23 protein-coding genes and 1 tRNA gene are annotated in these 23325 nt (G+C 68.0%); 13 read left to right on the plus strand and 11 right to left on the minus strand.

Features of this window, described 5'->3' with window-relative positions; genetic code table 11:
* The first annotated feature begins 10 nt into the window (after nucleotides 1–10).
* Both LDO15_RS11270 and LDO15_RS11275 read left to right on the plus strand, forming a co-directional pair.
* Nucleotides 11–1351: a 3-oxoacyl-ACP reductase gene (locus tag LDO15_RS11270; protein ID WP_223978886.1), complete on the plus strand. Its 1341-nt coding sequence runs from the start codon at nucleotides 11–13 to the stop codon at nucleotides 1349–1351.
* Nucleotides 1348–2268 carry a MaoC/PaaZ C-terminal domain-containing protein gene (locus LDO15_RS11275; RefSeq protein WP_223978887.1) on the plus strand — a complete coding sequence of 307 codons (921 nt, stop codon included), beginning with the start codon at nucleotides 1348–1350 and terminating at the stop codon, nucleotides 2266–2268. Before LDO15_RS11270 ends, LDO15_RS11275 begins: the two co-directional genes overlap by 4 nt.
* Nucleotides 2269–2306: 38 nt before the next feature.
* Here LDO15_RS11275 and LDO15_RS11280 read toward each other — a convergent pair whose 3' ends face one another.
* The 6 genes from LDO15_RS11280 to LDO15_RS11305 form a co-directional block, all read right to left on the minus strand.
* Nucleotides 2307–2633 carry a hypothetical protein gene (locus tag LDO15_RS11280; protein ID WP_223978889.1) on the minus strand — a complete coding sequence of 109 codons (327 nt, stop codon included), beginning with the start codon at nucleotides 2631–2633 and terminating at the stop codon, nucleotides 2307–2309.
* 9 nt (nucleotides 2634–2642) lie between these two features.
* Entirely contained in the window at nucleotides 2643–3560 is a 918-nt protein-coding gene (locus tag LDO15_RS11285) for a hypothetical protein (protein ID WP_223978891.1), read from the minus strand.
* 323 nt (nucleotides 3561–3883) lie between these two features.
* Nucleotides 3884–4957 (minus strand): aromatic acid exporter family protein, encoded by a 1074-nt coding sequence (locus LDO15_RS11290; RefSeq protein ID WP_223987291.1) that lies wholly within the window; start codon nucleotides 4955–4957, stop codon nucleotides 3884–3886.
* A gap of 387 nt (nucleotides 4958–5344) precedes the next feature.
* Nucleotides 5345–6412, minus strand: a complete 1068-nt coding sequence (locus tag LDO15_RS11295; protein WP_223978893.1) for a glutathione S-transferase C-terminal domain-containing protein — start codon at nucleotides 6410–6412, stop codon at nucleotides 5345–5347.
* A gap of 9 nt (nucleotides 6413–6421) precedes the next feature.
* Nucleotides 6422–7213, minus strand: a complete 792-nt coding sequence (locus tag LDO15_RS11300) for a M50 family metallopeptidase (RefSeq protein WP_223978894.1) — start codon at nucleotides 7211–7213, stop codon at nucleotides 6422–6424.
* 11 nt (nucleotides 7214–7224) lie between these two features.
* Nucleotides 7225–7578 (minus strand): TraR/DksA C4-type zinc finger protein, encoded by a 354-nt coding sequence (locus LDO15_RS11305; RefSeq protein ID WP_223978895.1) that lies wholly within the window; start codon nucleotides 7576–7578, stop codon nucleotides 7225–7227.
* Nucleotides 7579–7717: 139 nt separating this feature from the next.
* Between LDO15_RS11305 and LDO15_RS11310 the strand changes: the two genes are divergently transcribed.
* The 3 genes from LDO15_RS11310 (at nucleotide 7718) to LDO15_RS11320 (ending at nucleotide 11636) form a co-directional block, all read left to right on the plus strand.
* A complete protein-coding gene (locus LDO15_RS11310) occupies nucleotides 7718–8287 on the plus strand; it encodes a hemerythrin domain-containing protein (protein ID WP_223978896.1) in 570 nt (189 codons plus the stop codon).
* A gap of 9 nt (nucleotides 8288–8296) precedes the next feature.
* Nucleotides 8297–10501 carry a 4-alpha-glucanotransferase gene (gene malQ, locus LDO15_RS11315; RefSeq protein ID WP_223978897.1) on the plus strand — a complete coding sequence of 735 codons (2205 nt, stop codon included), beginning with the start codon at nucleotides 8297–8299 and terminating at the stop codon, nucleotides 10499–10501.
* Nucleotides 10502–10742: 241 nt separating this feature from the next.
* Nucleotides 10743–11636, plus strand: coding sequence for an alkaline phosphatase family protein (locus LDO15_RS11320; RefSeq protein WP_223978898.1), 894 nt, complete (start codon nucleotides 10743–10745; stop codon nucleotides 11634–11636).
* A 190-nt stretch (nucleotides 11637–11826) separates the two neighbouring features.
* Here LDO15_RS11320 and LDO15_RS11325 read toward each other — a convergent pair whose 3' ends face one another.
* A complete protein-coding gene (locus LDO15_RS11325; RefSeq protein ID WP_223978900.1) occupies nucleotides 11827–12090 on the minus strand; it encodes a hypothetical protein in 264 nt (87 codons plus the stop codon).
* 154 nt (nucleotides 12091–12244) lie between these two features.
* Here LDO15_RS11325 and LDO15_RS11330 point away from each other — a divergent pair, with 154 nt between their 5' ends.
* The 3 genes from LDO15_RS11330 (at nucleotide 12245) to LDO15_RS11340 (ending at nucleotide 15618) form a co-directional block, all read left to right on the plus strand.
* Nucleotides 12245–13765, plus strand: a complete 1521-nt coding sequence (locus LDO15_RS11330) for a CYTH and CHAD domain-containing protein (protein WP_223978902.1) — start codon at nucleotides 12245–12247, stop codon at nucleotides 13763–13765.
* Between the two features lie 53 nt (nucleotides 13766–13818).
* Nucleotides 13819–14916 (plus strand): AI-2E family transporter, encoded by a 1098-nt coding sequence (locus LDO15_RS11335; RefSeq protein WP_223978904.1) that lies wholly within the window; start codon nucleotides 13819–13821, stop codon nucleotides 14914–14916.
* A 216-nt stretch (nucleotides 14917–15132) separates the two neighbouring features.
* Nucleotides 15133–15618 (plus strand): DUF805 domain-containing protein, encoded by a 486-nt coding sequence (locus LDO15_RS11340; RefSeq protein ID WP_223978906.1) that lies wholly within the window; start codon nucleotides 15133–15135, stop codon nucleotides 15616–15618.
* Between the two features lie 48 nt (nucleotides 15619–15666).
* Here LDO15_RS11340 and LDO15_RS11345 read toward each other — a convergent pair.
* Nucleotides 15667–15749: transfer RNA gene (locus tag LDO15_RS11345), tRNA-Leu, on the minus strand.
* Between the two features lie 164 nt (nucleotides 15750–15913).
* Here LDO15_RS11345 and LDO15_RS11350 point away from each other — a divergent pair.
* Complete coding sequence (locus LDO15_RS11350; RefSeq protein WP_223978908.1) at nucleotides 15914–17230, plus strand: M20/M25/M40 family metallo-hydrolase; 1317 nt, start codon at nucleotides 15914–15916, stop codon at nucleotides 17228–17230.
* A 15-nt stretch (nucleotides 17231–17245) separates the two neighbouring features.
* Nucleotides 17246–18409 carry an acyl-CoA dehydrogenase family protein gene (locus LDO15_RS11355; RefSeq protein ID WP_223978910.1) on the plus strand — a complete coding sequence of 388 codons (1164 nt, stop codon included), beginning with the start codon at nucleotides 17246–17248 and terminating at the stop codon, nucleotides 18407–18409.
* 86 nt (nucleotides 18410–18495) lie between these two features.
* Here LDO15_RS11355 and LDO15_RS11360 read toward each other — a convergent pair whose 3' ends face one another.
* On the minus strand, nucleotides 18496–18729 hold the full coding sequence (locus LDO15_RS11360) for a DUF5703 family protein (protein ID WP_018772920.1): 234 nt from the start codon (nucleotides 18727–18729) through the stop codon (nucleotides 18496–18498).
* Nucleotides 18730–18768: 39 nt separating this feature from the next.
* On the opposite strand from LDO15_RS11360, the gene LDO15_RS11365 reads away from it, so the two are divergent.
* The gene (locus LDO15_RS11365) at nucleotides 18769–19044 is read left to right on the plus strand and encodes a hypothetical protein (RefSeq protein ID WP_223978912.1); all 276 of its coding nucleotides are present in this window, start codon (nucleotides 18769–18771) and stop codon (nucleotides 19042–19044) included.
* 51 nt (nucleotides 19045–19095) lie between these two features.
* On the opposite strand, the gene LDO15_RS11370 is transcribed toward LDO15_RS11365, so the two are convergent.
* A complete protein-coding gene (locus LDO15_RS11370; RefSeq protein ID WP_223978914.1) occupies nucleotides 19096–20031 on the minus strand; it encodes an aldo/keto reductase in 936 nt (311 codons plus the stop codon).
* Between the two features lie 68 nt (nucleotides 20032–20099).
* On the opposite strand from LDO15_RS11370, the gene LDO15_RS11375 reads away from it, so the two are divergent.
* Both LDO15_RS11375 and mshC read left to right on the plus strand, forming a co-directional pair.
* Complete coding sequence (locus LDO15_RS11375; protein WP_223978915.1) at nucleotides 20100–20933, plus strand: undecaprenyl-diphosphate phosphatase; 834 nt, start codon at nucleotides 20100–20102, stop codon at nucleotides 20931–20933.
* Between the two features lie 15 nt (nucleotides 20934–20948).
* A complete protein-coding gene (gene mshC / locus LDO15_RS11380; protein ID WP_223978916.1) occupies nucleotides 20949–22229 on the plus strand; it encodes a cysteine--1-D-myo-inosityl 2-amino-2-deoxy-alpha-D-glucopyranoside ligase in 1281 nt (426 codons plus the stop codon).
* Between the two features lie 71 nt (nucleotides 22230–22300).
* Here the strand turns inward: mshC and LDO15_RS11385 are convergent, their stop codons facing one another.
* The gene (locus tag LDO15_RS11385) at nucleotides 22301–23206 is read right to left on the minus strand and encodes a PAC2 family protein (RefSeq protein WP_223978917.1); all 906 of its coding nucleotides are present in this window, start codon (nucleotides 23204–23206) and stop codon (nucleotides 22301–22303) included.
* Nucleotides 23207–23325 lie beyond the last annotated feature (119 nt).

A 23325-nucleotide genomic window follows, 5' to 3' on the forward strand; every position in this document is an offset into this window, starting at 1 on the left:
GGGGACCGGCATGAGCGACAAATACACCCGGTTCGTCAGCCACGGACCCGGCAGGGACATCGCCAGGAGGCTCGGACTCCCGCAGCCGGTGGTCCTCCGCCGGCACCAGCCCGGCCGCCCCCTTGTCGAGGGACCGGTGCTGGTCCAGGGATCCACCAGCGGCGCCGACAGCCTCGCCGCGGCCCTCCTGAGCTGGAACCTCGACGTCCGCCGCCACGCGATCCCCAAGGAAGAACTCGGTGCCATCATCCTGGTGCTGGACGAACTGGCCCGTCCCGAGGACCTGGAAAAGCCGGTCCTCACGGCTGCCAGCTCGCTGCGCGACCTCGCCCCGAGCGGCCGCGTCATCACCGTGTCCCGCACCGCGGATTCCGCCGCGGAGCCGGCAACGGCGGCGGCCCGGCAGTCAGTGGACGGCCTCCTGCGGTCGCTGGCAAAGGAACTGCGCGCCGGCGCCACCGGGAACGGCATCCTGCTCGCCGACGGCGCCGGGACCACCAGCCCCTCAACCCTGGGAACCGTGAGGTTCTTCCTGTCGGGCCGTTCGGCGTTCGTTGACGGACAGTTCCTCACCGTCACCTCCGGCGCCGGGCAGCTGCCCGACGACGTCGAGAAGCCCCTGGCCGGGAAGGTGGCCGTCGTGACCGGCGCCGCACGGGGCATCGGGGCCGCGATCGCCCGCACGCTGTACCGCGACGGCGCCACGCTGATCCTCGTCGACATCCCGGCCGCCGGGGACCATCTCGCCGCGGTGGCCAATGAGGTCCACGGGACGGCGCTGCAGCTGGACATCAGCCGCAGCGACGCCGGCCGGCGGATCACCGACCATGCCGCGGCACGCCACGGCCGGTTGGACATCGTGATCCACAACGCCGGAATCACCCGCGACAAGCTCCTGGCCAACATGGATGCGGACCGCTGGTCCTCCGTGCTCGGGGTCAACATCGCCGCACAGCTCCGGATCAACGAGGCCCTCCTGGCCTCGGAGAACTTCCGCGGCTCCCCGCGGATCGTGTCGGTTTCCTCCACGAGCGGCATCGCCGGAAACCGCGGCCAGACCAACTATGCCGCCTCCAAGGCAGGCGTGATCGGCATGGTCCGTGCCACGGCGCCGCTGATCGGCGAGCGCGGCGGGTCCATCAATGCCGTGGCTCCGGGGTTCATCGAAACCGAGATGACCGCCCGCATCCCCTTCGCCACGCGCGAAGTGGCGCGGCGGCTCAATTCCCTGCAGCAGGGCGGCCGGCCGGGCGACGTGGCCGAGGCCATCGCGTTCCTGGCCAGCGACGCTGCCGGCGGCATTACGGGAGAGGTGCTCCGCGTCTGCGGGCAGAACCTGGTGGGCGCATGAGCGGTCCCCAGACCGTCATCCTGGGCGAGATGCCGGCCCTGTCCAAGCTCTATGTCAACGCCGCGGCCACCGCGGCACGGCGCCGGGTCCTGGGCACCCACGGCGGCACCGACTTGCCGGACTACACGCACGAGGTCCGCGGCGTGCGTGCGGACGTCGCCAACCTGACGGCGTACCAGCACCTGGTTGGCGAGACCGCGAGCGATGTCCTGCCCGCCGGGTTCATCCATGCGCTGGCGTTCCCGCTGGCCATGAGCGTGATGAACCGGGACGACTTTCCGCTGCCCCTGCTGGGCATGATCCACCTGACGAACACGGTGGTGCAGTCCGCACCGGTCCTGTTCACGGAGGCCTTGGACATCCGGGCCCGGGTCGAGAACCTGCGCGGCCACCGGGCCGGCACGCAGCTCGATGTCGTGGCGGAGGTCCGGGCTGCCGGGCAGGACGCCATCCGCTGGCGCGGGGTCTCGACCTACCTGGCCAAAGGCGTATTCCTCCCCGGGATCGACAAGCCCTCGGTGCCCGTGACGCCGCCGCCGTTCCAGGTACCGGATCCCACGGCGCTCTGGCAGCTGGGAGTGGACACCGGGCGCGCCTACGCCGCCGTGTCCGGAGACTTCAACCCCATCCACCTGAGCGTCCTGACAGCAAAGGCTCTGGGCATGCGCCGCTCCCTCGCGCACGGCATGTACCTCGCGTCGCGGGCACTGGCCGACGTCGGGGCCGTCAAGGGGGAAACGTTCCGCTGGGAGGTGGCCTTCGAGGCGCCGGTGTTCCTGCCGGCCCGTGTGGCCCTGGACATCAGCACTGTGCAGGCCGACGGCGGCGCCTGGCAGCGTTCGGATTACGTGGCGTGGAACCCGCTGTCCGGGCGCCGGCACTTCAGCGGCTCTGTCGCGGCGCTGCCTGGCGGCTGATCACACGCCTGGCGCAGCACCTCGGAGGGGTGCTGCGCTCAGTTCTCTTTCTCCAGCTCGTCTGTGATCCGCTCGCGCAGGGCTGCGTACTCCGTCGGGAGGAGTTCGAGCAGCAGGCGCTCCACGGTTCGGCGAGGATCATCGAATGCCCGTCCCCGCCCGGCCACCGCCCCGTTCCAGGCCCGCCAAGGGACGCCGTCCAAGGTGTAGCGGAACCCCCGGTAGCCGAGTCCCGGGGGCTCGGCCATCGGTTCTCCGCGCTCGGGCAGCCCTTGCTGCAGTGCCCGGACGCGCTGCTCCTGGCCGGCGTCGAGCTGCCACAGCGGGTTTACCCGCCCGCTAAAGGCGTCAAGTTCGACGAGCATTCGGACACCTCAGTTGATGACGACCGACCGGCCTGCGTAGAAGTAGCCGCAGAAGTCCGTGTACCCGCCACGTGCGCACGTCTCGGGGTCGGTGATGACGACGTTGTTGTTGTCGGTGTTCCGGGCGGCCGTGCTGCCCGGCTTGTGACCCCAGAAGCCACCGCGCTGGTGGCGGTACCAATGGTAGTCCCAGCCGGGGTCGACGACCAGCGCCATCAGCCTTCGCGGCCACTCCGCGGCAGGCAGACAGTCGCACCGACGCAGCAGCCCGTCGGCCATCGCCGCCGCGGTCACGGGTGCGCACGCCATCGTTGAGGTCTGCGCACCGTGGGCGCGGCCCGGCTGGGCGAAGGTGTCGGTGCGCCAGTTGCGCGCGTAGTTGTAGCAGTTGTTGTGAGGCCGGACGGCGGGCGCATTCCAGAAATCCGGGTTGAACTGGCTCACTTCGTACTCGCATTTCTCGCAATGCTCGTCCCGCACGGTCGTGCGCAGGGGGTTGTACGGCGGCCACGTGAAGCAGGAGATCTTTGGCGGGTCCGCGAGGTGCTCGCGGAGCCGCTGGCGAATGAGGTCCAGGAGCTCGGTGGTCAGCGGGGTCAGGGTGTGCGCGACGAGCTGGACCTCCCGGTAGTGTGCCATCGACTCCACCACTCTCAGTGCTAGCTCTCCGGACGCCTGGAAGTCTTCGGCCGCGACGGACGCGAGGGCGAAGTCGCGGGGCACGCCGTTGCGCTCGGGCGGCTCATCCTCGAGGCTCGAGATACGGATCTCCCGGAATCCCAGCCCCAGATAACCGCTGGCCGGGCGAGCTGCGATGCCCTCATGGGAGGCCACGGCCTCGAGCAGCTCCTCGGCGGTCCCGCGGTCGGTGATGATCCATTCCGGGTTCGGCCGGCCCGAGAACATATCGACCTGGATGCGCAGCATGATCCTTCTTCCTATGCGTCGAGTATCTGGCCGTCGAGGTACACCGTGCACACATCGTCGCGGTCGCGTACCTCTGCCCAGATCCCCTGCCTAGTGGTGTCCGACACAGTGATACACCGGCGGCTGTTACACCCGCGTTACCGGGGCAGCCGAGGGATTTTTCCCCAGGACACAGGCCGACGAAGGCATTGATCTGTGTTTACGAAGGCATTGTTCTGTGCGGTCGGCACGGGCCTGCCGCGGGGTTCACCCCCGGCGGGAGCCGCCGTCGTGCGTGCCGCCAGGCTGCCTCGTGCGTGCCGCCTGCCGGGCGGTCGTATACGTCAGCCGGCGGGCGGGGTGCCGGACGGGTTGGTCTGCTGCACCTCCGGCTGGCCGGGCTTCGCGACCCGCAGCATGCGGTGCAGGCTCACGAGGATGGATTCCACCGCGCTGGGGGCGTCATGGGTGTGAGGTTCGGAGCCGATCCGGGCCGTCAGCTCTTGGACCGCCGCGTCGGCTAAACCGGCCAGCTCGGCCAGGCGGTCCGGGTGATCCTCCTCCGTGGCACGCAGGACGTCGCCGACGGCGGTCAGGGCGTCACCGAGGGGCACCGCGTATTCGTCCGGGACCACGAACGGGGTATCGTCGGCCCAGATGACGTCCGCGAGCACCTGGGTCACGTCCTGGACGTGGAAGGTGATCCGCTCCAGGTCCCGCAGGTTCCGGTAGTCCAGGTCCAGATCGCGCGGATGCAGCCGGCGCCGGGGATTGGCCTGGCGGCTGGCGTCGGCCTTCTCGACGGCGAACCGCACGGAGCGGGCATGGGCCGCCAGGGCGTCAGAGCGGCGGGCCCAGTCCTCGTGTTCCGGCGGCCAGCTTTCCTTGAGGGCCTTGCCCATGTCCCAGAGTTGCTGGGCCAGTGCCTGGCGCAGTTCCGCGATACTCAGGGCCGCGGCCCGGAAGTGCAGCGGCGGGAAGACCAGCAGGTTCACGATGATGCCCACCGTGACGCCGACGCCCATCTGGAAGAGGTACCCGAACGAGAACGAGTCCGGGTTGTGTCCGCCGACCAGCAGCACCAGCAGCGCAGCCGTCGGGATCCAGTCCCTGCCCGAGCCGATTCTCGGCAGCCCGGCCAGGACGACGCCCAGACCCATGACCACCGCGACCGTCAGGGGAGTCGGTTCGCCGAGGCTGAACAGCATGAACGCCAGGCCTACTCCGATCGCGAGGCCCACGAGCGTCTGCAGGCCCTGGCGCATGGACCCGGCAACATTCTCATACATCGCCACCAGGGCGCCAAGCGGGGCGTAGTAGGGGTAGTCGGCGGCGGAGCCCGGCATGAAGGGGGCGATCGCGAAGGCGATGCCGGCGGCCAGTGCCGCTTTCAGGGCCAGCTGGAGCCGCGGCCACAGCACCGCCGCGGCGACCGCACTGCCCGCGGTGCGGGTCCATCTGCGCAGCGGGGAGGGCGGGCTGCCGGGCGTCATTTCTGGAGTGGTCATCCTGGCCCACCCTAGGGCGGTGAGGCGGCTGCGACAACTGGACGAATCCCGGACCGGGCCGAAGGAACCGAGCGGAATCCGTTCAGGATGCTGCGGCGGCCGCCTGGGCGGCCTGCCGTACGGCTGCGGACAGCCGACGGGCCCGGCCGCCGGTCCTCGGAAAGGAAGGAGTCGAAGAGCTCACGCACCTCGTTGAACTCCCGGGTGGCAAAGCCGGCCGCGAGGGACTGCGCTGTGTGTTCCGTGGACCCCAGGTTCATGTCCAACACACCAGCGGCGACCGGGGCGCCGGCGGCCTCAGGCTGCGCCGTGGCCCGGGGTGACCTCTTCGCCGGCGCGGACCGGTCCGGGAGGCGTCCCGTCGCCGAAGGGCCGGCCGCCCAGCGCTTCCCGGCCGTGCCCGGAGAGCCAGCCGGACAGCTCCGGTCCGCGCGGGACCACCCCTGTTGGATTGATGTCCTCGTGCACGATGTAGTAGTGCTGCTTGATCTGCACAAAGTCGATGGTGTCGCCGAACCCGGGGGTCTGGAAGAGGTCGCGCGCATAGGCCCAGAGAACCGGCATCTCGCTGAGCTTTTGCCGGTTGCACTTTAAATGTCCGTGGTAGACGGCGTCAAAGCGGACCAGGGTGGTGAAGAGCCGGACATCGGCTTCGGTGATGGTGTCGCCGACCAGATACCGTTGCCCGGCAAGGTGGTCCTCGAGCCAGTCCAGGGCCGTCCAGAGCCGGTCGTAGGCGGCATCGTAGGCAGCCTGGGAGCCGGCAAAACCGCACCGGTAGACGCCGTTGTTCACCTCCGTGAAGATGCGCCTGTTGACGACGCCGATTTCCTCACGCAGGTGCTCCGGATAGAGGTCGGGCGCGCCGGGCCGGTGATACTGCGTCCATTCCGTGGCGAAGTCGAGCGTGATCTGGGGAAAGTTGTTCGTCACCACCTGCCCGCTGGGGACGTCCACGATCGCCGGGACGGTGATCCCGCGGGGGTAGCCGGGGAAGCGGCGGAAGTAGGCGTCCTGGATACGTTCGATCCCGAGGACCGGATCCCTGCCGTCCGGATCCAGGTCGAAGGTCCAGGACCGTGCGTCGTGGGTGGGACCGGGCTGGCCGAGCGAGATGACATCTTCCAGGCCCAGCAGCCGCCGCACGATCACCGTGCGGTTGGCCCACGGGCACGCACGCGCCGCAACGAGGCGGTAACGGCCGGGCTCCACGGGCCAGCCGGGTTCGCCGTTGCCGCCTGGGGTACCGTCCCGGGTGATCCGGTCCTCGATGTAGTTGGTGTCCCGGGTGAATTCCTCGCCGCCGGTCACGTAGGCGCCTCTGGTGCTGAATCCCGGGTCGTCGGTGTGCGTCGTCTGGCTCATGGTCCCAGCCTACGGCCGCGGGTTGACCTGTCCGAACCAATTAAACTGTCCGAACGGGGCCGCGAACACCAGAGACATCGGCTGCCAGGCGAACCACCAGGCGGCGGCCACCACCGCGGCGAAGAGCGCGATCCACACCGCGGCGGGAACGGAGGTGGCCCGCGCCAGCAGATGGGCGTCCGACGTGGAGAGCCTTTCACGGTGCCGCACATGGACGTTAAAGAGTTTGCCGAGGTCCCTCACGGCGGCGACGAGGAGCGCCAGGCCCAGCACGATCATCACGTGGCCGTTGAACACCGGCGGCACGAACAGCACCAGCAGCGCGGAGGCCAGCACGGCGGCGGCGGTGATGAGCAGGCCGACACCGTTGCGGAGGAACAGGAACGACGCCAGGAGGATCAGCGTGCCCACCGACATCGCGGCGGGGCCCCATCCGTTGAAACCGCACCAGACCATCACGGCGCCGACGACGGCGGGCACCGGGTAGCCCCAGAAAGTGGACCAGGCTGCGGAGAGGCGGCTCCTGCTGTACGTCGTGGTGGTGCCGGAGTGGTCCAGGCCCAGCCGGATGCCGCCGAGCCGCTGGCCGGTGGTGAGGGCCGCAAACGCGTGGCCGAGTTCGTGCGTCACTGTGGCGAGCAGGCCAAAGTATCGCCAGGTGAGGCGGGGCAGGGACACGGCCACCGCGAGCAGGATCACCACAACGAGCTCGGTGCTGGTCACGTGCGGACTGGGGGCGTGGGTGAATCCGGCGACGATCCGGTCCCACCACGTCTGGGCGAGGTTCGGTTCTGCGGGCATGCTAACCAGGGTCATCGCTTGCCAGAGGCGTGCTGAAGGCAGTAGGGGGTCCAGGGCCGGGCTTCCAGCCGGCCGTCGGGGATCACGGCGCCGCACACATCGCAGAGCCCGTAAGTGCCGTTTTCGATCCGGGAGAGGGCAGCATCGATGTGCGCCAGGCCGGCCCGGCTCTGTTCCAGGAGAGCGGATGCCTGGGAGAGTTCGAAAGCGATCGTGGCACCCTCGGGGTCGTGTTCGTCGTCGACGTTTGAATCCCGGCGGGCGGCATTCACCGCGAGGATGTCCCCGCGGAGAGCGGGCAGGAGGGCAAGCTTCCGGTCGCGCTCCTCGTGGAGGAGGATCCGGAACCGTTCGACGTCAACCATAGGCTGCAAGGCTAGCGCGGACGCCGGGGCCGCGTCTAAAATGCGGTCCGCCCGACCAGGCCGAAAGACCCGTCCCCTCGGGCCCGCCTGTCCGTAAGGTGTTAACCGACCATCAGCCCTGCACAGCCAGGAGTCCCCCATGGACAACCCAGTGGACAATCCCGACTCCGCGGCCGCACGGCCGGGGGATGCGCTGCCCGGGGGTGCGGACGACGAAGTCCGCGCCCTTGAGGCCGTGGAAAAGCACCACGCGGCGATGCTCAAGCGGCTCGACGCCATGGCGGCTGCGCTCATCCACGCGGTGACGGCAGGGAACGCCGTAGCTGAACACGATGCCCACGAGGTCTTGGTGGAATGGTGCGAAACCGAGCTCGTGCCGCATGCGCTCGCCGAGGAGGGTCCGCTGTACGGGGGAGCGGGGCGCACCCCGGAGGCCCGGCTGCTCGTGGAGGGGATGCTGGCGGAGCATCAGGTAATCGTGGGCCTGGTCGAGCAACTGCGGGGATCCGCCGGGGTGGATGCCGCCGTGGCTGCCGGCTCCATCCGGAACATCTTCGCCCTGCACCTGGATAAGGAGAACAGGCTCCTCATGCCGTTCATCGTTGCGTCCCCCGGGATGTCCCTCGCGCGCGCCGTCGAAGGCCTGCATGAACTAGTCGGTGAAACGCACGTCCATCAACACGGGACGGGGCGCGGGACCACCGTCTAGAGTGGGCGCATGGCGGACCGCACGCACCACGAGACCCCCGGCCACCCCGGACAGCCCGGTAACCCCGGGACCACTGATCCGGCAGACACGCTCCTGTGTGAGCTTGCCGCTGCCCATGGGGTAGGCACGAGTTACTGGGGCTGGGACGGAGTGAAGCGCTCCGTAGCAGCCCGCACGCTCCAGGCCGTCCTGGCGTCCCTCGGGGTCCCGGCCAACGGGCCCGAGGAGCAGCAACGCTCCCTAACAGAGTCCCGGCTGGCGCCGTGGCGGCGCATCCTCCCGCCCGTCCTTGTCCTCAGGGAAGGACAGGATATCCACGTGGACGTCCATGTCCCGCACGGAAGCGACGTCCGTGTGTGGATCGACGCCGAGGACGGAAGCCGGCACGAGGCCGCCCAGCGTGAGAACTGGGAGCAGCCCGTCGACGTCGACGGCGTCCTCACCGGCCGCGCGACGTTTGCCATCCCCGGCCACCTTGGCCTGGGCTGGCATACCCTGAGGGCGGAGGCCGGCGGCACGCTGGCGCAGTGCCCGCTGGTGGTGACACCCGGCCGGCTCCGCACCCCGACCCGTCTGGCAGGACGACGCACGTGGGGGCTGACGGCCCAGCTCTACTCCGTTCGCTCCTCCCGCTCGTGGGGGATTGGCGACTTTTCGGATCTCACCGACCTCGCCGAGGTCGCGGCCGAGCAGGGAGCGGGCTTCGTGCTGGTCAATCCGCTGCATGCCGCCGAACCAGCGCCGCCGGTGGAAGACTCCCCGTACCTGCCCACCACGCGGCGCTTCTTCAACCCCCTCTACCTGCGCGTCGAGGAAATCCCGGAATTCGGTTACCTCGACGCCGCCGGTCGGGCCGAGGTGATGCGTCTGGCGGAGGGGGTGAAGTCGGCCAACCGGTCCCGGGACCTGCTGGACCGCAACGCCAGCTTCGCGGCAAAGCTGGCTGCCCTTGAACTCGTGTTTGCGGTCCGCCGCGGTCCGGCCCGGTCGCGGCAGTTCGCGGACTTCTGCGCCGACCAGGGGCAGGGGCTCGAGGACTTTGCGCTGTGGTGCGCGCTCGCCGAACAGCTCCCGCCGTCGTCCCCCGAGTGGGCCGCCGCTGCTGTAACCCCGGCTGCGCCGTACTGTGCGGAACAGCGGTCGAAGCTCTCCGGCCGGATCGAATTCCACCGCTGGCTCCAGTGGCTCTGCGACCAGCAGCTCGAGGCGGCACAGGCTTCGTCGCGCCAGGCCGGGATGGCGATCGGCGTCGTTCATGACCTTGCGGTCGGCGTGAAACCCGGCGGCGCCGACGCCTGGACCCTGGCCGGTGTCCTGGCGCGGGGCGTTACGGTGGGCGCGCCGCCGGACATGTTCAACCAGCAGGGCCAGAACTGGTCCCAGCCTCCTTGGCATCCCGGCCGGCTCGCCGAATCCGGCTATACCGCCTACCGCGACATGCTCCGGACCGTGCTGCGGCACGCCGGCGGCATCCGTGTGGACCACATCCTGGGCCTGTTCCGGCTCTGGTGGATCCCCGAGGGCGCTGGGCCGGAGAGCGGCACTTACGTGTATTACGACCACGAGGCCCTCATCGGCATCCTGGCCCTGGAGGCACAGAGGGCGGGTGCGATCGTGATCGGCGAGGACCTGGGCGTGTTCGAGCCGTGGGTCCGCGACTATCTGGCCGAGCGCGGGATATTCGGCACATCGATCCTCTGGTTCGAACACGACGCGGACGGGCCGATCCCGCCGGAGCACTACCGCCAACAATGCCTGACCAGCGTCAACACCCACGACCTGCCCCCGACGGCGGGCTACCTTGCCGGGGAACACGTCACCTTGCGCGAATCGCTGGGGCTGTTGCGGCGGCCCATGGAGGAGGAACGCGCCGAGGCCGCAGCCGAACAGGAGGCCGTACTGGGCCAAGTCCGTGCGCGCGGATTGCTGGGCCACGCGGACGGTACTGACAGCGCAGGCGTCCGGGCCACGGTCGAGGCGCTGTACGCGTACACGGCGCTGGCCCCTTCCCTGCTGCTGGGCGTTGCCCTCGTGGACGCGGTGGGGGAGACCCGGACGCAGAACCAGCCGGGCACCAGTACCGAGTACCCGAACTGGCGCATCCCCCTGGCCGGTCCCGGGGGTGTGGTCCTGATTGATGACCTGCCGGATGACCAGCGGTTCCTGTCCCTCCTGGGCACCGTCCGCCAGGCGTTGCACCAGGACCTGACCTGAGCCGGCCCTGGAACCCGGGCCGGGCCCGGCCCGGGTCTGAGACGTAACTGAGGCGTAACTTCAAGACGCCATTGGCGGTGCTATGGCTGGCCGTTAGCATGGTCCGATGAAGCGGAACGGCCGACGCTCTTTGGCTGGCGGTTGGGCGCTGGCGCTATTGCTGGCGGGTTGCACCCCGGTGCAGCCCGGTCCGCCCGGGCCTGCTGAGTCCGCGACTACCGAGGCTGCACCCTCCGGGTCCGTGCCGGCGTCAGGTAGCCCGGGCACGCCTCCCGCCGCCACACCGCCGTCGTCCCCGTACTTCGCGCAGCCCGCCCCGCACCCGGCCCCCGGGCTGCCCGGCAGCGGCGGCATCGAGCACATTGTCGTCATCGTCCAGGAAAACAAGGCGGCCTCCCAGATTCTCGGGGCCAGCGAAGCAGGCTTCTTCAACAAGCTGGCTGCGGAATACGCGCTGGCCGGCAACTACCGGGCGATCATGCACCCTAGCCTGCCGAACTATCTCGCCCTGACCAGCGGAACGAACGCCGGGATTACCAGCGACTGCAAACCGAAGTCCTGCACGGCGGATGTGCGGTCCATCGCCGATGAGATCACGCAGTCCGGACGGACGTGGAAGATGTACGCCGAGAGCATGCCTGCTCCCTGCGTCGCGGAAGACTCCCGGCGGTATGCGGTAAAGCACAACCCGTTCATGTATTACCCGGCAGTGACAGGTGACAAGGCCTCGTGTTCGGCCCATGTTGTCCCCTTTGCACAGCTGGACCAGGACTTGCGGTCGGCGTCCGCCCTCCCGGACTACGCCTTCATCAGTCCCGACCTGTGCAACGATACCCACGACTGCCCGATCAGCACCGGAGACGACTGGCTGTCCCGCGAGGTCCCCAGGATCCTTGGGTCGCCTGCCTTTACGACGCAGAACTCCCTGCTCGTGGTCACGTGGGATGAGGGAAGTAAGAAAGACAACCGGGTGGCCACGGTCTTTGCCGGTCCGGCGGCGCGAAAGGGATTCACCTCCCAGTCGGCCTATTCACATTATTCGCTGCTGCACACCATCGAGGACGTGTGGGGACTGGCGCCGCTGACCGGCAATGTGAGCAGCGCGCCCCTCATGACTGAACTGCTCAACCGCTAGCGCTGTTCGGCTGATGCTGACTGGGGCCGGCCCACCGCGTGGAGAACCGATAGACGACGGCGATCCGTCCTTCCCGGCCAACACACAGGAAGTCCTGTCCATAATGGTCCCGAAGCTCCGGTCAACCGCTATTTGATCGGAGCTTCGCCACACTCGGGCGCCGGAACCCGGCGTCCCGGAAACGGCAGACTTAGGCCTCGACGAGAATCACCAAGGTCTCTGGCAGAACACCGTCATAGGCCATCGCCGCTTTCATTTCCTCGGTTTGCATCGCGGTGTTGAGAACATCCAGGTCAGGGACGTCCATCATCACTGCGACTTGCGTCGGGTTCTCGGGGTTGACGAACGTGCGAATGTTGGTGATCCCCATGGGGCCGAACACCTCTTCGCGCTTCGGTGAGGCAAGCCAATGATCCTTGTCCTTGACATCGTGGTGGCCGATCACGGTTGGCATGGCGCATCCTCTCGCAGGGGGCCGCGGGCTGCAGGCCCACTGCGCCGAACGCTACTCGTCGCTCACTGTCCCGGCAAGGCTCATTTTCCGCCGCATCCCCGATTAGGGGCTTTGGGCACAGGCCCGGTGCGCACGGCAGTTCTTAGAATTGGTTATGGCCCGTTTCGATGCGATCGAGGTGGAACGCAAGTACAGCCCGGGGGAATCCGCTGATCTTCCTCGGCTGGCATCAATCCGCGGTGTCGACCACGTTGGCGAGCCCGGCAGCGACCAGCTGGACGCCGTCTACTTTGATACCGAAGGACTGGCCCTGGCCGGGCAGCGGATCACCCTGCGACGGCGGACCGGAGGGTTGGATGCCGGCTGGCACCTGAAGCTCCCGGTCACTGCCGAGGAGCGGCAGGAAGTCGTGGAACCGCTCGGCAACGACCAGGAATCAGTGCCTGAGCGGCTGCGTCAGCACGTGCTGGTTCACACCCGCGGCCGTGCCCTCAAGCCCGTCGCACGCATCAAGACCCTGCGAAGCTCGACTCTCTTGTACGGCGCCGACGGCGCAATCCTCGCCCAGTTCAGCGACGACCGCGTGGAGGCGCAAAGCCTCGCGGCCCCGGCGGAACCGCAGCGGTGGCGGGAATGGGAAATCGAGCTCGTTGAGGGCCACAGAAAGCTACTCAAGGACGCTGACGCCCGGCTCGCCGCTGCAGGAGTTCCGCTCGCCACCCTGCCCTCCAAGCTGGCAAGAGCGCTTGGTTCCAACTATCCGGGCGATCCCGCGCCGGCTCCGAGTCCGGAGCGGCAAGGACCGGCCGCGGATGTCGCGCTGTCCTACATTTTCCGGCAGATCCAGGCCCTGAAAACGCACGACCCGGGCGTCCGCGTCGACGCGCCGGATGCCGTGCATCAGCTGCGGGTGGCGGCGCGCCGGCTTCGGTCGGCGCTGGCCACCTTCCGAAAGCTCCTGGACACCCCCTCCACACGTTTCCTGCGGTCCGAACTCCAATGGCTCGCCGGGACCGTGGGCGAGGCCCGCGACATCGAAGTCATCCGGGCCCGCTTGAACGACATGATCAGTGCAGAACCTCCTGAGTTCCTGATGGGTCCCGTTGCGCAACAGATCGAGAAGCACCTGGACGACATCTATCGTCCGGCCCGGGCCGCAGGGCTGGCGGCCCTGGACAGCGGCCGCTACTTCCGTCTGCTCGATTCCCTTGACTCATTCCTTGCGGACCCTCCGCTCACGGACGCCGCAGGAAAGGAAGCGTTGAAGACGATTGGCCGCCTCGTCTCTGCTGAGCAAGAGCGTATGGAAAAGGCCGTCCGCGCCGTGGACAGTGCCAGCGACACGGGGCCGCAGGACGCCGCACTGCATGAGGTTCGCAAGTGCGCCAAGCGGTTGCGGTATGCCGCCGAAGCGGCGTCCCCGATTTTCGGCAAGAAGGCAACTGACCTTGCCAGGGCCGCGGAAGGCATCCAAGAGATACTCGGAGACTTCCATGACAGCGTCGTAATCCGGGAGACCCTGCTCAAGCTGGCGGCAGAGTCCGCGGCCGGCGGGGGGAGCGGATTCAGCTACGGGCGCCTGCATGCGCTGGAGGAACAACGCGGCGATCAGTCCCGCGCCCGTTTCAACGACGTGTGGGAGACCTCCAAGCCACAGCCGCTGGACTGGAAGTAGTTGCGGGACGAAAAGCCTGCAGCCACCCCGGCGCTGCGAAAGAGAGAACCCGGATGACCGAACCCCGCACCCGAATCGCGGACCTATGGTCGGACGGACTCGGACGCGCCAGCATTCGCTCCGTCCAGGCCCTCACGGTAGCCGCCCTCGCCTGGGCGATCATCTGGGCCGCGACGCGCGTTTCGCTCGTCATCATCCCGGTCCTTATTGCCGTCATCCTGGCCGCCGCGATCTCCCCGCTGGTCCGCTGGCTCACAGGCCGCTCCTGGCCGCGTGCCCTCGCCGTCGTTGCCTCCTTCGTGGCCATTCTCGCCGTCGTCGGCGGAATCGTGACGGGCATCGTGGTCCTGGTCAGCAACCAGTGGGCCGAGCTCTCAGCCCGCGCCGCCACCGGGATCGACCAGCTGCATTCCTTCCTGAATAACGGACCTGTCCCCGTCAGCGACCAGCAGATCACGGCGGCCGTCAACTCCGTGCGGGAGTTCTTCACCTCCAGCTCCTTCGGCGCAGAAGCCCTCACCGGGGCGCGCACCGTAGGGGAGATCTTCACCGGCGCGGTCCTGATGGCTGTGACCCTGTTCTTCTTCCTCAAGGACGGCCCCGAGATCCGGACCTTCCTCATCGGGTTCCTTCCCGCCGACCACCGCGCCAAGGCGCGCCTGGCAGCGGACCGCAGCACCGTCGTCCTGGGCGGGTACGTCCGCGGCACCGCCATCGTCGCCGCGATCGACGGTCTCGTCGTCGGGATCACCCTGGCCATCATGGGCGTACCGCTGGCCCTCCCGCTGGGCGTGTTCATCTTCATGGGCGGATTCATCCCGATCGTCGGCGCCACCGTCGCAGGCACCCTCGCCATCGCCGTCGCGCTGATCTCCAACGGCCCCGTCCAGGCGCTCATCGTCCTCGCCGTCGTGATTGGCGTAAACCAGCTCGAACACCACTTCCTGCAGCCGGTCCTGATGGGCAAAGTGCTCAGCATCCACGGGCTGGCCATACTGCTCGTCCTGGCCGCTGGCACCCTGCTCGCCGGAATCGTCGGAGCGCTGCTGGCAGTGCCGGTCAGCGCCGTGGCCTGGACAGTCCTCAAGACGTGGTCCGGCCCCGATCCGCTGCCCGGGCCTGGGCTGCCGGCTGACGAACCTCTTGAGTAACGTGCCCGAGCCAGTACAGGCCGGGCCAGTACAGGCCCCACGGCACCGGGCACGGCTCCGCGACGCCGAACGCGCCCGGCCCTAAACCGCGCCGGTGACGCCGGAGCCCGCCGGGACGGGCCGGCCCGGCCGGCATCGCACTGACGCTCAAATGCGCCTCGGCTGCTTACCTGGCGACCACGCTCCACTCCAGTCACCAAACTCAACGAGATCCGCATGTCGTACACCCCGCAGCAGTATGCCCACCCCGCCGGAGCGGTTCCGCTCCCGGCACCCCTTTGCGGCGCCCCACGGCACCAGCGTCTCCGGACCCGCACCCGCACCCGCATGATGGCGGGCCTGATCCTGGCCGCCATCTGGTTCCTGGCGGTCATCGGCCCGTCCCTGGCCGTGACCCTCCGGCGCCTCCACGACGCCAATTTCAGCGGCTGGATGCTTTTGCCCGGGCTGATCCCGTTCGTTGGCGGCATCATCCTGCTCGTCTTCACAGTCATGGAGCCCAGGCCCGAGGGGCAGCGTTTCGATCCCGCCGGACCGCAGGCCAACACCTGGCAGCGGTACGCTGATCCGGCACGAACCACCAACGTGAAAGCCCCGCTGCTTTGCGGTGCTTTCACGTTGGTGGGGCTTCCCGAGGGTTATAGGACACACATTTTGTCCTATAACCCCTTCCCGAGGCCAAGCCCGGGCCCACGTGCGTGAAGACACAAAAAACCCCTGGAATCCTTGGATTCCAGGGGTTTTCCCTTGTGCGCGGAGGGGGACTTGAACCCCCACCCCCTTTCGAGGACTAGCACCTCAAGCTAGCGCGTCTGCCATTCCGCCACCCGCGCAGGTGGTAATTCCGAGAACATTTTCGCCTCTCAGCGTTTTGCTTTTCTCGGAAGCAGCGAGAAAGACTCTAGCACGACTTTTCCGGAAACAAATAATCGGGGCTTGCGGGGGGCGTGTGGGTAGGCTGAAGCCAGCAATTGAGCCACCGCAAAGAGGAGCCGCTATGACTGACAACCGGACCGAACCCAGGCCCGAGGACGAGGTCGTCAGGATCTGCCAGGAGCTGATCCGCATCGACACATCCAACTACGGTGACGGCTCCGGCCCCGGTGAACGGGCGGCCGCCGAATACACCGCCGGGCTCATGGCGGAAGTCGGGCTGGACGCCGAAATCTTCGAGGCCGCCCCCGGCCGCGCCAGCGTGGTCACCAGGCTTGCGGGGAAGGACCCCTCGGCCAGCGCCCTCGTGGTCCACGGCCACCTGGATGTTGTCCCGGCCCTGCGCGAGCAGTGGTCGGTGGACCCCTTTGGCGCCGAACTCAAGGACGGCCTGATCTGGGGGCGCGGCGCCGTGGACATGAAGGACATGGACGCGATGATCCTGTCCGTGCTCCGCAATTTCGCCCGCACGGGCCGCAAGCCCAAGCGCGACCTCATCTTCGCGTTCTTCGCCGACGAGGAAGCCGGCGGCACCTACGGCGCCCGCTACGCCGTCGAGAAGCGGCCCGAACTCTTCGACGGCGCCACCGAGGCCATCTCCGAGGTCGGCGGCTTTTCCGCCACGATCGGCGGCCAGCGCACGTATCTGCTCCAGACCGCCGAGAAGGGCCTCTCCTGGCTCCGCCTCGTCGCCCACGGCCGTGCGGGCCACGGCTCCCAGATCAACACCGACAACGCCGTGACGCGGCTCGCTGGCGCGGTCTCCCGGATCGGTGCGTACAACTGGCCGATCGAGCTCACGCCGACCACCCGGCAGTTCCTCGACGGCGTGACCGAACTCACAGGCGTCGAATTCGACCCGGACGATCCGGAGAAGATCCTTAAGGAGCTCGGCACGGTGGCCCGTTTTGTCGGCGCCACGCTGCAGAACACCACCAACCCCACCCTGCTCAAGGGCGGCTACAAGCACAACGTCATTCCCGAATCGGCCGAAGCCCTCATCGACTGCCGCACCCTGCCCGGGCAGGAACAGCACGTGCTGGAGATCGTGCGGGAGCTCGCGGGCACCGGCGTGGACATCAGCTACGTCCACAACGACGTTTCGCTGGAGGTGCCGTTCGCCGGCAACCTCGTCGATTCGATGATCGATGCCCTGCATTCCGAGGACCCCGGCGCCAAGGTGCTGCCGTACACGCTCTCGGGCGGAACGGACAACAAGTCCCTGAGCCGGCTGGGCATCACCGGCTACGGCTTCGCCCCGCTGATGCTTCCGGACGAGCTCGACTTCACGGGCATGTTCCACGGCGTCGACGAACGCGTGCCGGCCGATTCCCTGAAGTTCGGTGCGCGGGTGCTGAACAGCCTGCTCACCAACTACTGAGCGGAGACCCCGGCCATGATGCCCGAGGACATCCTCACCGGGCCCCTGCTGGAACGGATCCGCGGCCGCGCCGCCGGCTACGACCGCGACAACGCCTTCTTCCACGAAGACCTCGCGGAGCTGAAGGCGGCCGGCTACCTGAAGATCTTCGTCCCAGTCGCCGACGGCGGCCTGGGACTCGGGCTGGCAGCCGGGGCGCAGCTGCAGCGCCGGCTGGCGACGGCGGCTCCTGCCACCGCGTTGGCGGTGAACATGCACCTCGTGTGGACCGGCGTCGCGCACGTGCTTGCCGCCCGGGGTGACTCCTCGCTGGACTTCGTCCTCAAGGAAACCGCGCAGGGGGAGGTCTTCGCGTTCGGCAACTCCGAGGCCGGCAACGACTCCGTGCTGTTCGATTCGCGCACCGAGGCCGTCCCGCTGCCCGACGGCGGCTACAGCTTCACCGGACGCAAGATCTTCACGAGCCTGTCACCGGCGTGGACCCGGCTGGGGATCTTCGGGAAGGACGCCTCCGCCGGGGACGGCGCCGGGGAACTGGTCCACGGGTTCATCACCAGGGACACCGCCGGGTACGAGATCCTGCCCGACTGGGACACCCTCGGCATGCGGGCAAGCCAGTCCAACACGACAGTCCTGGACGGCGCCGTCGTCCCGGCGGAACGGATCTTCAGGAAGCTGCCGGTGGGCCCGAACGCCGACCACCTGATCTTCGCGATCTTTGCCTGCTTCGAGACCCTGCTCGCCGCCGTGTACACGGGCATCGGCGAACGGGCCTTCACGCTCGGGGTGGAGGCCGTAAAGCGCCGGACATCGTTCAAGAACGGCGGACGCAGCTTGGCCCAGGACCCCGACATCCGCTGGAAGGTGGCAGAAGCGGCGATCGCCATGGACGCGCTGTACCCGCAGCTGTCCCGGGTGGCGGCCGACGTCGACGAACTGGCGGACCTGGGCAGCCAGTGGTTCCCGCGGCTCGTGGGCCTCAAGGTTCGGGCAACGGAGACGGCCCGCACCGTGGTGGACCTCGCCATCCGGGTCTCCGGAGGCTCCAGCTATTTCCGCGGTTCAGAACTGGAGCGGCTGTACCGGGACGTGCTCGCCGGCATGTTCCACCCGTCGGACGACGAGTCCGCGCACAACACGGTGGCAAACGCCTGGCTGGGCCCGCTCGACACACCCTGAGGCGGCCTGAGCCGCGCCCGGCACTCAGGGGAGCGTCGGACGGTGCGTGGACCAGGCGGTGCGCTGGACTAGAGGCAGTGCGAGCACTAAACGGTGCGCTGGACCTGGATGACCTTGCGGCGCAGCCAGAAGCGCCGGCCGCCGCCGACATAGAGGCGGCTGCGTTCCAGCTCCCACTTACCGTACTCGGAATGCTCCACGAGCCGGCGGCGCGCCTCAGGCAGCGAATCCTCAGGGCCGACCGTCAGCACGAGGTATTCGTACTGCTTCACATAGTCCCGTTCCCGCCGGACCGAGCTGCTCAGAAAATGTTCTTTCATTGCTCTCCATTTTCGTCTTTTTCCGGCTAACGTGAAGTCATGAGCATCGATCCGCGTGTCGCGCTTGCGTCTCTTACCTCTGCACTGGAAGAACACCTGGCAGCTGCCTCCGCCCGCAGGAGTGACGGGGATCCCGCGGTCGAAGCGGCGTTCTTTGCCGTTGCTGATGCCTTTGAAGTCTACGACGACGCCCTGTACGAAGCGTATGGGGAAGTGACGCCCCTCCAGGTCATCGAGGAAGACGACGAGGAGGAGGACGACGAGGACATTGACGACGACGAAGACCTCGAGATCCTGCAGAACTCAGAGAACTAGGCGGGCGCGCGCCGCTCTCCGGACGTAATCTCCGGAAATATTCTGCCTACCTCAGGCAGGGTCGGAGACATCCTCGAGCGCCTGGGCGATCTCCGGCGGGAGCGGCGCGAGAGCAGAATCCAGGATCTCTTTGAGTTGCACCGGTGTCCGTGCGCCCACGACGGCGGTAGCCACGCCGTGCTGGGACAGGAGCCAGCTCAGCGACACGTCAAGTGCGGTCCGGCCCAGGCCCTTCGCCGCCATCGCGACGGCCTCCACGACACTGGACGCCGTCGGCTCAAGATAAGGCTCCACGTAGGTGGCAAGCCGCTGGTGGGCGGCACGGGAGTCCGCGGGGATATGCCCCCGGTACTTTCCGGTCAGGACGCCCCGCCCCATCGGACCCCAGGCGATCAGGCCGAGTCCGGCGTCCTCGATTGCCGGGATCAGCTCAATCTCCGCGCTGCGCTGCAGGAGCGAGTATTCGGACTGGTTGGCCACCAGCGGGAAACCGGCAATGGCGGCGGCCTTGGCCGTCTGCCAGCCGTTGAAATTGGAGACCCCCGCGTAGCGTGCCCGGCCGGACCGCACGGCGAAGTCAAGGGCGGAGAGAGTTTCCTCCAGCGGCACGTTGTGATCCCAGGCGTGCGCGAACCACAGGTCCACATAGTCAGTTCCCAGCCGGGCCAGGCTCGCGTCAAGGCCGGAGAGCATCCCGTTGCGTGACGTGTCGACGCTGCGGCGGCCGTCCGCCGTCGTCAGCCCGGCTTTGGTGGAAATGACCACCTCGGAGCGGGCGACGACGTCGCCCAGCATGCCGCCGAGCATCGCCTCGGCCTGGCCGTCAGCGTAGGACGCCGCGGTATCGATCAGCGTCCCGCCGCCATCGACGAACGCCCGCAGCAGGGCTGCCGCATCCTGCTCCTCGGTTTCCCGGGCCCAGGACATGGTGCCAAGGGAAAGGGCGGACACGCGCAACCCACTGTTGCCGACATAACGCTGCTGCATGTCAGCAAGCTTACGGGGATTCGCGTGGCTTCATAACGTCGAGGCTTCATAACGTAGGGTCTATAAACGTGAACTGGATACAAGCGGCTCTGCTGGGCCTCGTACAAGGACTGACAGAGTTCCTCCCGATCTCCTCAAGTGCCCATCTGCGGATTGTCGGTACCTTCCTTCCGGACGCATCCGACCCGGGTGCCGCCTTCACGGCCATTACACAGCTGGGCACCGAGACGGCCGTGATCGTCTATTTCTGGCGTGACATCCTGAGAATCATCCGCGCCTGGACCGGTTCGCTGAGCGGCAAGGTGCCCCGGCGGGACCCGGACGCACGGATGGGCTGGCTGGTCATCCTGGGCAGCCTGCCGATCATCGTCCTCGGACTGCTGTTCCAGGACCAGATCGAGTCGGTCCTCCGCAGCCTCTGGGGCGTCGCGACCATGCTCATTGTGTTCGGCATGGTCCTCGCGGTGGCCGACACGATAGGCCGGCAGGACCGCGAGCTCACGCAATTGACGTACAAACACGGCCTTTATTACGGGCTTGCCCAGGCCCTGGCCCTCTTCCCCGGGGTGTCCCGCTCCGGCGGCACCATCAGCGCCGGCCTCCTCATGGGCTACACCCGCGAGGCGGCGGCACGGTACTCGTTCCTGCTCGCCATTCCCGCGGTGTTCGGCAGCGGCTTGTTCCAGCTGTACAAGGTCGTCTCCAAGGAAGGCATCACCGGCCCGTACGGCCTGGCGGAAACGGCTCTCGCCACCGTCATCGCCTTCTTCGTGGGATATGTCATCATCGGCTGGTTCCTCAAGTACGTCTCAACCCGCGGTTACCGGCTGTTCGTCTGGTACCGGATCCTCCTGGGGCTGGCCCTGTTCCTGCTGCTCGGTTTCAATGTCATCAGCGCCTAGCACTAGGCTTGGGCTGTGAAATCCTGGATCTCCCGCCCTGTTCCCCAGCTCCCGGGCAGCATGCCTGCCCTGCGCCTCTTCGACACCGCCAAGGGCGGAATCGTCACCCTGGAGGCCACGGGTGAGCAGTCCATGTACGTCTGCGGCATCACCCCCTACGACGCCACCCACATGGGCCACGCGGCCAGCTATGTCGCCTTCGACCTGCTGAACCGCGCCTGGCGGGACGGCCGCCAGCATGTCGCCTACGTCCAAAATGTGACCGACGTCGACGACCCCCTGCTTGAGCGCGCGACGGCTACCGGCGTCGACTGGCGCGCTCTCGCCGCGAGCCAGATCGAGCTCTTCCAGACCGATATGGAAGCCCTGAACGTCCTCGCCCCGGACCATTACGTCGGCGCCGTCGAGGCCGTCCCGCTGATCGTTCCCGCCATCGAACGCCTCCTGCGCAACGGCCTCGCGTACCGCGTTCCCGGCACCGGCGGAGAGCCCGACGGCGACGTCTACTACGACGTAGAGGCCGCCGGAAAACATTCAGTTGACGCCGTCGACGCCTGGACCCTGGGCTCTGTTTCCGGACTTTCCGACGCCGAAATGCTGGAACTCTTCGCCGAACGCGGCGGTGACCCTGGCCGGGCCGGCAAGCGCCAGGCCCTCGATCCGCTGCTCTGGCGCGTTGCACGTGACGGCGAGCCCAGCTGGGCCGGCGGAGAGCTGGGGGAGGGCCGGCCCGGCTGGCACATCGAATGCACCGTGATCGCCCAGCAGTACCTGCCCAAGCCGTTCACCGTCCAAGGCGGCGGCTCGGACCTGGTCTTCCCGCACCACGAAATGGGTGCCGGCCACGCGTACTCCCTGGCCGGTGTGCCGCTGGCCCGCCATTTCGCGCATGCCGGCATGGTGGGCCTCGACGGCGAAAAGATGAGCAAGTCCAAGGGCAATCTGGTCCTGGTGTCCAGGCTCCGCGCCGAGGGCGAAGAGCCGGCCGCGATCAGGCTGGCGATCCTGGCCCACCACTACCGCACGGACTGGTCCTGGACCGCAGAAGGTTTCACCGAAGCCAAGAACCGGCTCCGCACCTGGCGCGAGGCCCTCGCCGTGGCGCCCCAGGGAACCGCCGCATCCCTCATCGGCCGGCTTCGGACCGAGCTCGCCAATGATCTCAACGCGCCCGGCGCCCTGGCTGCCGTCGACGCCTGGGCCAAGGCTGCCCTGGAAACTCCCGAGGCGGCCTCGGCCACGGATGCGGCGCTGGTCAGCGACGCCGTGAACGCCCTGCTCGGCGTCGAACTCTAACAACCGGCAACCCGCGCTGTCCTTGCCGGGCTTGTCCTTGCCAGGGCTTGTTCTGGCCGGGCTTGCCCTTGCTAGGGCTTGTCCTTGCCCCGGCGCTTGAGGTAGCGCTCGAATTCGCGGGCGATTGATTCGCCGCTGGCCTCCGGGAGGTCGGCGGTGTCCTTGGCCTCCTCGAGCTGGCGCACATACGCCGCAATTTCGGGGTCCTCGGTGGCGAGCTCGTCTACGCCGCGCTCCCACGCGTCAGCCTCCTCCACCAGTTCGTGGGTGTCCAGCGGCACCTGCAGGAGCTCCTCGATCCGGTGCAGGATTGCCAGCTGCGCCTTCGGCGACGGGGCCTGGGCCACATAGTGCGGCACGGCAGCCCAGAGCGAGACCGTGGGGAGCCCGGCCAGCAACGCCACTTCGCCCAGGACACCCACGATTCCCACCGGCCCCTCATACTGCGAGGCCTCGAAGTCCATCCGCTCCCGCAGAGCGTTGTCGTCGGTGGACGTGCTGACCGGAATCGGCCGGCTGTGCGGGACGTCGGCCAGCAGGGCGCCGACCAGGATGACGTACTCGACGTGGAGGGCTTCGGCGTGCACCAGCAGTTCGGCGGTGTAGGCGCGCCACTTGTAGGACGGCTCGGTGCCCTGGACGAAGATCACGTCCACGTTCGAATCCGGGACGCTGGCCTTGAAGATCCGCGTGGAGGGCCACTTGATCTTCCGCTCGCCGGAGGCAGTCCGGCGGATCGTGGGCCGGGTGAACTGGAAGTCGTAGTACTCGTCGGCATCGATCGACCCGACCTTCTTGCCGCCCCAGAGTTTGTTCAGGTAGCGCAGGGCATCGCTGGCGGCCTCCCCGGCGTCGTTCCATCCCTCAAAGGCCGCCAGCATGACGGTGATGCGCCGGCCCTCGGGGACGGGCTGCAGCAGCCGCTCCGGCTCGGAGACGGCGCCTGGTTCGGTGGGGTCTGCCTCGAAGCTGTTCATGCCATCACCCTACGTCCAAGTCCCCGCCCAGTGCAGGCAATGGAGCGCCGCGAATCCGCACATGCGCCCCGGAAACCCGCGGTCGGGCGGTGAAAATTCGCCGTAGGCGTAGCGCCGGC

The sequence above is a fragment of the Arthrobacter sp. NicSoilB8 genome (assembly GCF_019977355.1).
In the GTDB taxonomy this organism is placed as follows: Bacteria; Actinomycetota; Actinomycetes; order Actinomycetales; family Micrococcaceae; genus Arthrobacter.

Coding starts and splice junctions, on each gene's coding strand:
- LDO15_RS11330 (WP_223978902.1), top strand. CDS start 12,245: ATGGCCCGTTTCGATGCGATCGAGGTGGAACGCAAGTACAGCCCGGGG.
- LDO15_RS11295 (WP_223978893.1), bottom strand. CDS start 6,412: ATGAGCCAGACGACGCACACCGACGACCCGGGATTCAGCACCAGAGGC.
- LDO15_RS11340 (WP_223978906.1), top strand. CDS start 15,133: ATGTCGTACACCCCGCAGCAGTATGCCCACCCCGCCGGAGCGGTTCCG.
- malQ (WP_223978897.1), top strand. CDS start 8,297: ATGGCGGACCGCACGCACCACGAGACCCCCGGCCACCCCGGACAGCCC.
- LDO15_RS11285 (WP_223978891.1), bottom strand. CDS start 3,560: ATGCTGCGCATCCAGGTCGATATGTTCTCGGGCCGGCCGAACCCGGAA.
- LDO15_RS11300 (WP_223978894.1), bottom strand. CDS start 7,213: ATGCCCGCAGAACCGAACCTCGCCCAGACGTGGTGGGACCGGATCGTC.
- LDO15_RS11310 (WP_223978896.1), top strand. CDS start 7,718: ATGGACAACCCAGTGGACAATCCCGACTCCGCGGCCGCACGGCCGGGG.
- LDO15_RS11355 (WP_223978910.1), top strand. CDS start 17,246: ATGATGCCCGAGGACATCCTCACCGGGCCCCTGCTGGAACGGATCCGC.
- LDO15_RS11270 (WP_223978886.1), top strand. CDS start 11: ATGAGCGACAAATACACCCGGTTCGTCAGCCACGGACCCGGCAGGGAC.
- LDO15_RS11385 (WP_223978917.1), bottom strand. CDS start 23,206: ATGAACAGCTTCGAGGCAGACCCCACCGAACCAGGCGCCGTCTCCGAG.
- LDO15_RS11360 (WP_018772920.1), bottom strand. CDS start 18,729: ATGAAAGAACATTTTCTGAGCAGCTCGGTCCGGCGGGAACGGGACTAT.
- LDO15_RS11325 (WP_223978900.1), bottom strand. CDS start 12,090: ATGCCAACCGTGATCGGCCACCACGATGTCAAGGACAAGGATCATTGG.
- LDO15_RS11275 (WP_223978887.1), top strand. CDS start 1,348: ATGAGCGGTCCCCAGACCGTCATCCTGGGCGAGATGCCGGCCCTGTCC.
- LDO15_RS11335 (WP_223978904.1), top strand. CDS start 13,819: ATGACCGAACCCCGCACCCGAATCGCGGACCTATGGTCGGACGGACTC.
- LDO15_RS11305 (WP_223978895.1), bottom strand. CDS start 7,578: ATGGTTGACGTCGAACGGTTCCGGATCCTCCTCCACGAGGAGCGCGAC.
- LDO15_RS11280 (WP_223978889.1), bottom strand. CDS start 2,633: ATGCTCGTCGAACTTGACGCCTTTAGCGGGCGGGTAAACCCGCTGTGG.
- LDO15_RS11365 (WP_223978912.1), top strand. CDS start 18,769: ATGAGCATCGATCCGCGTGTCGCGCTTGCGTCTCTTACCTCTGCACTG.
- LDO15_RS11370 (WP_223978914.1), bottom strand. CDS start 20,031: ATGCAGCAGCGTTATGTCGGCAACAGTGGGTTGCGCGTGTCCGCCCTT.
- LDO15_RS11350 (WP_223978908.1), top strand. CDS start 15,914: ATGACTGACAACCGGACCGAACCCAGGCCCGAGGACGAGGTCGTCAGG.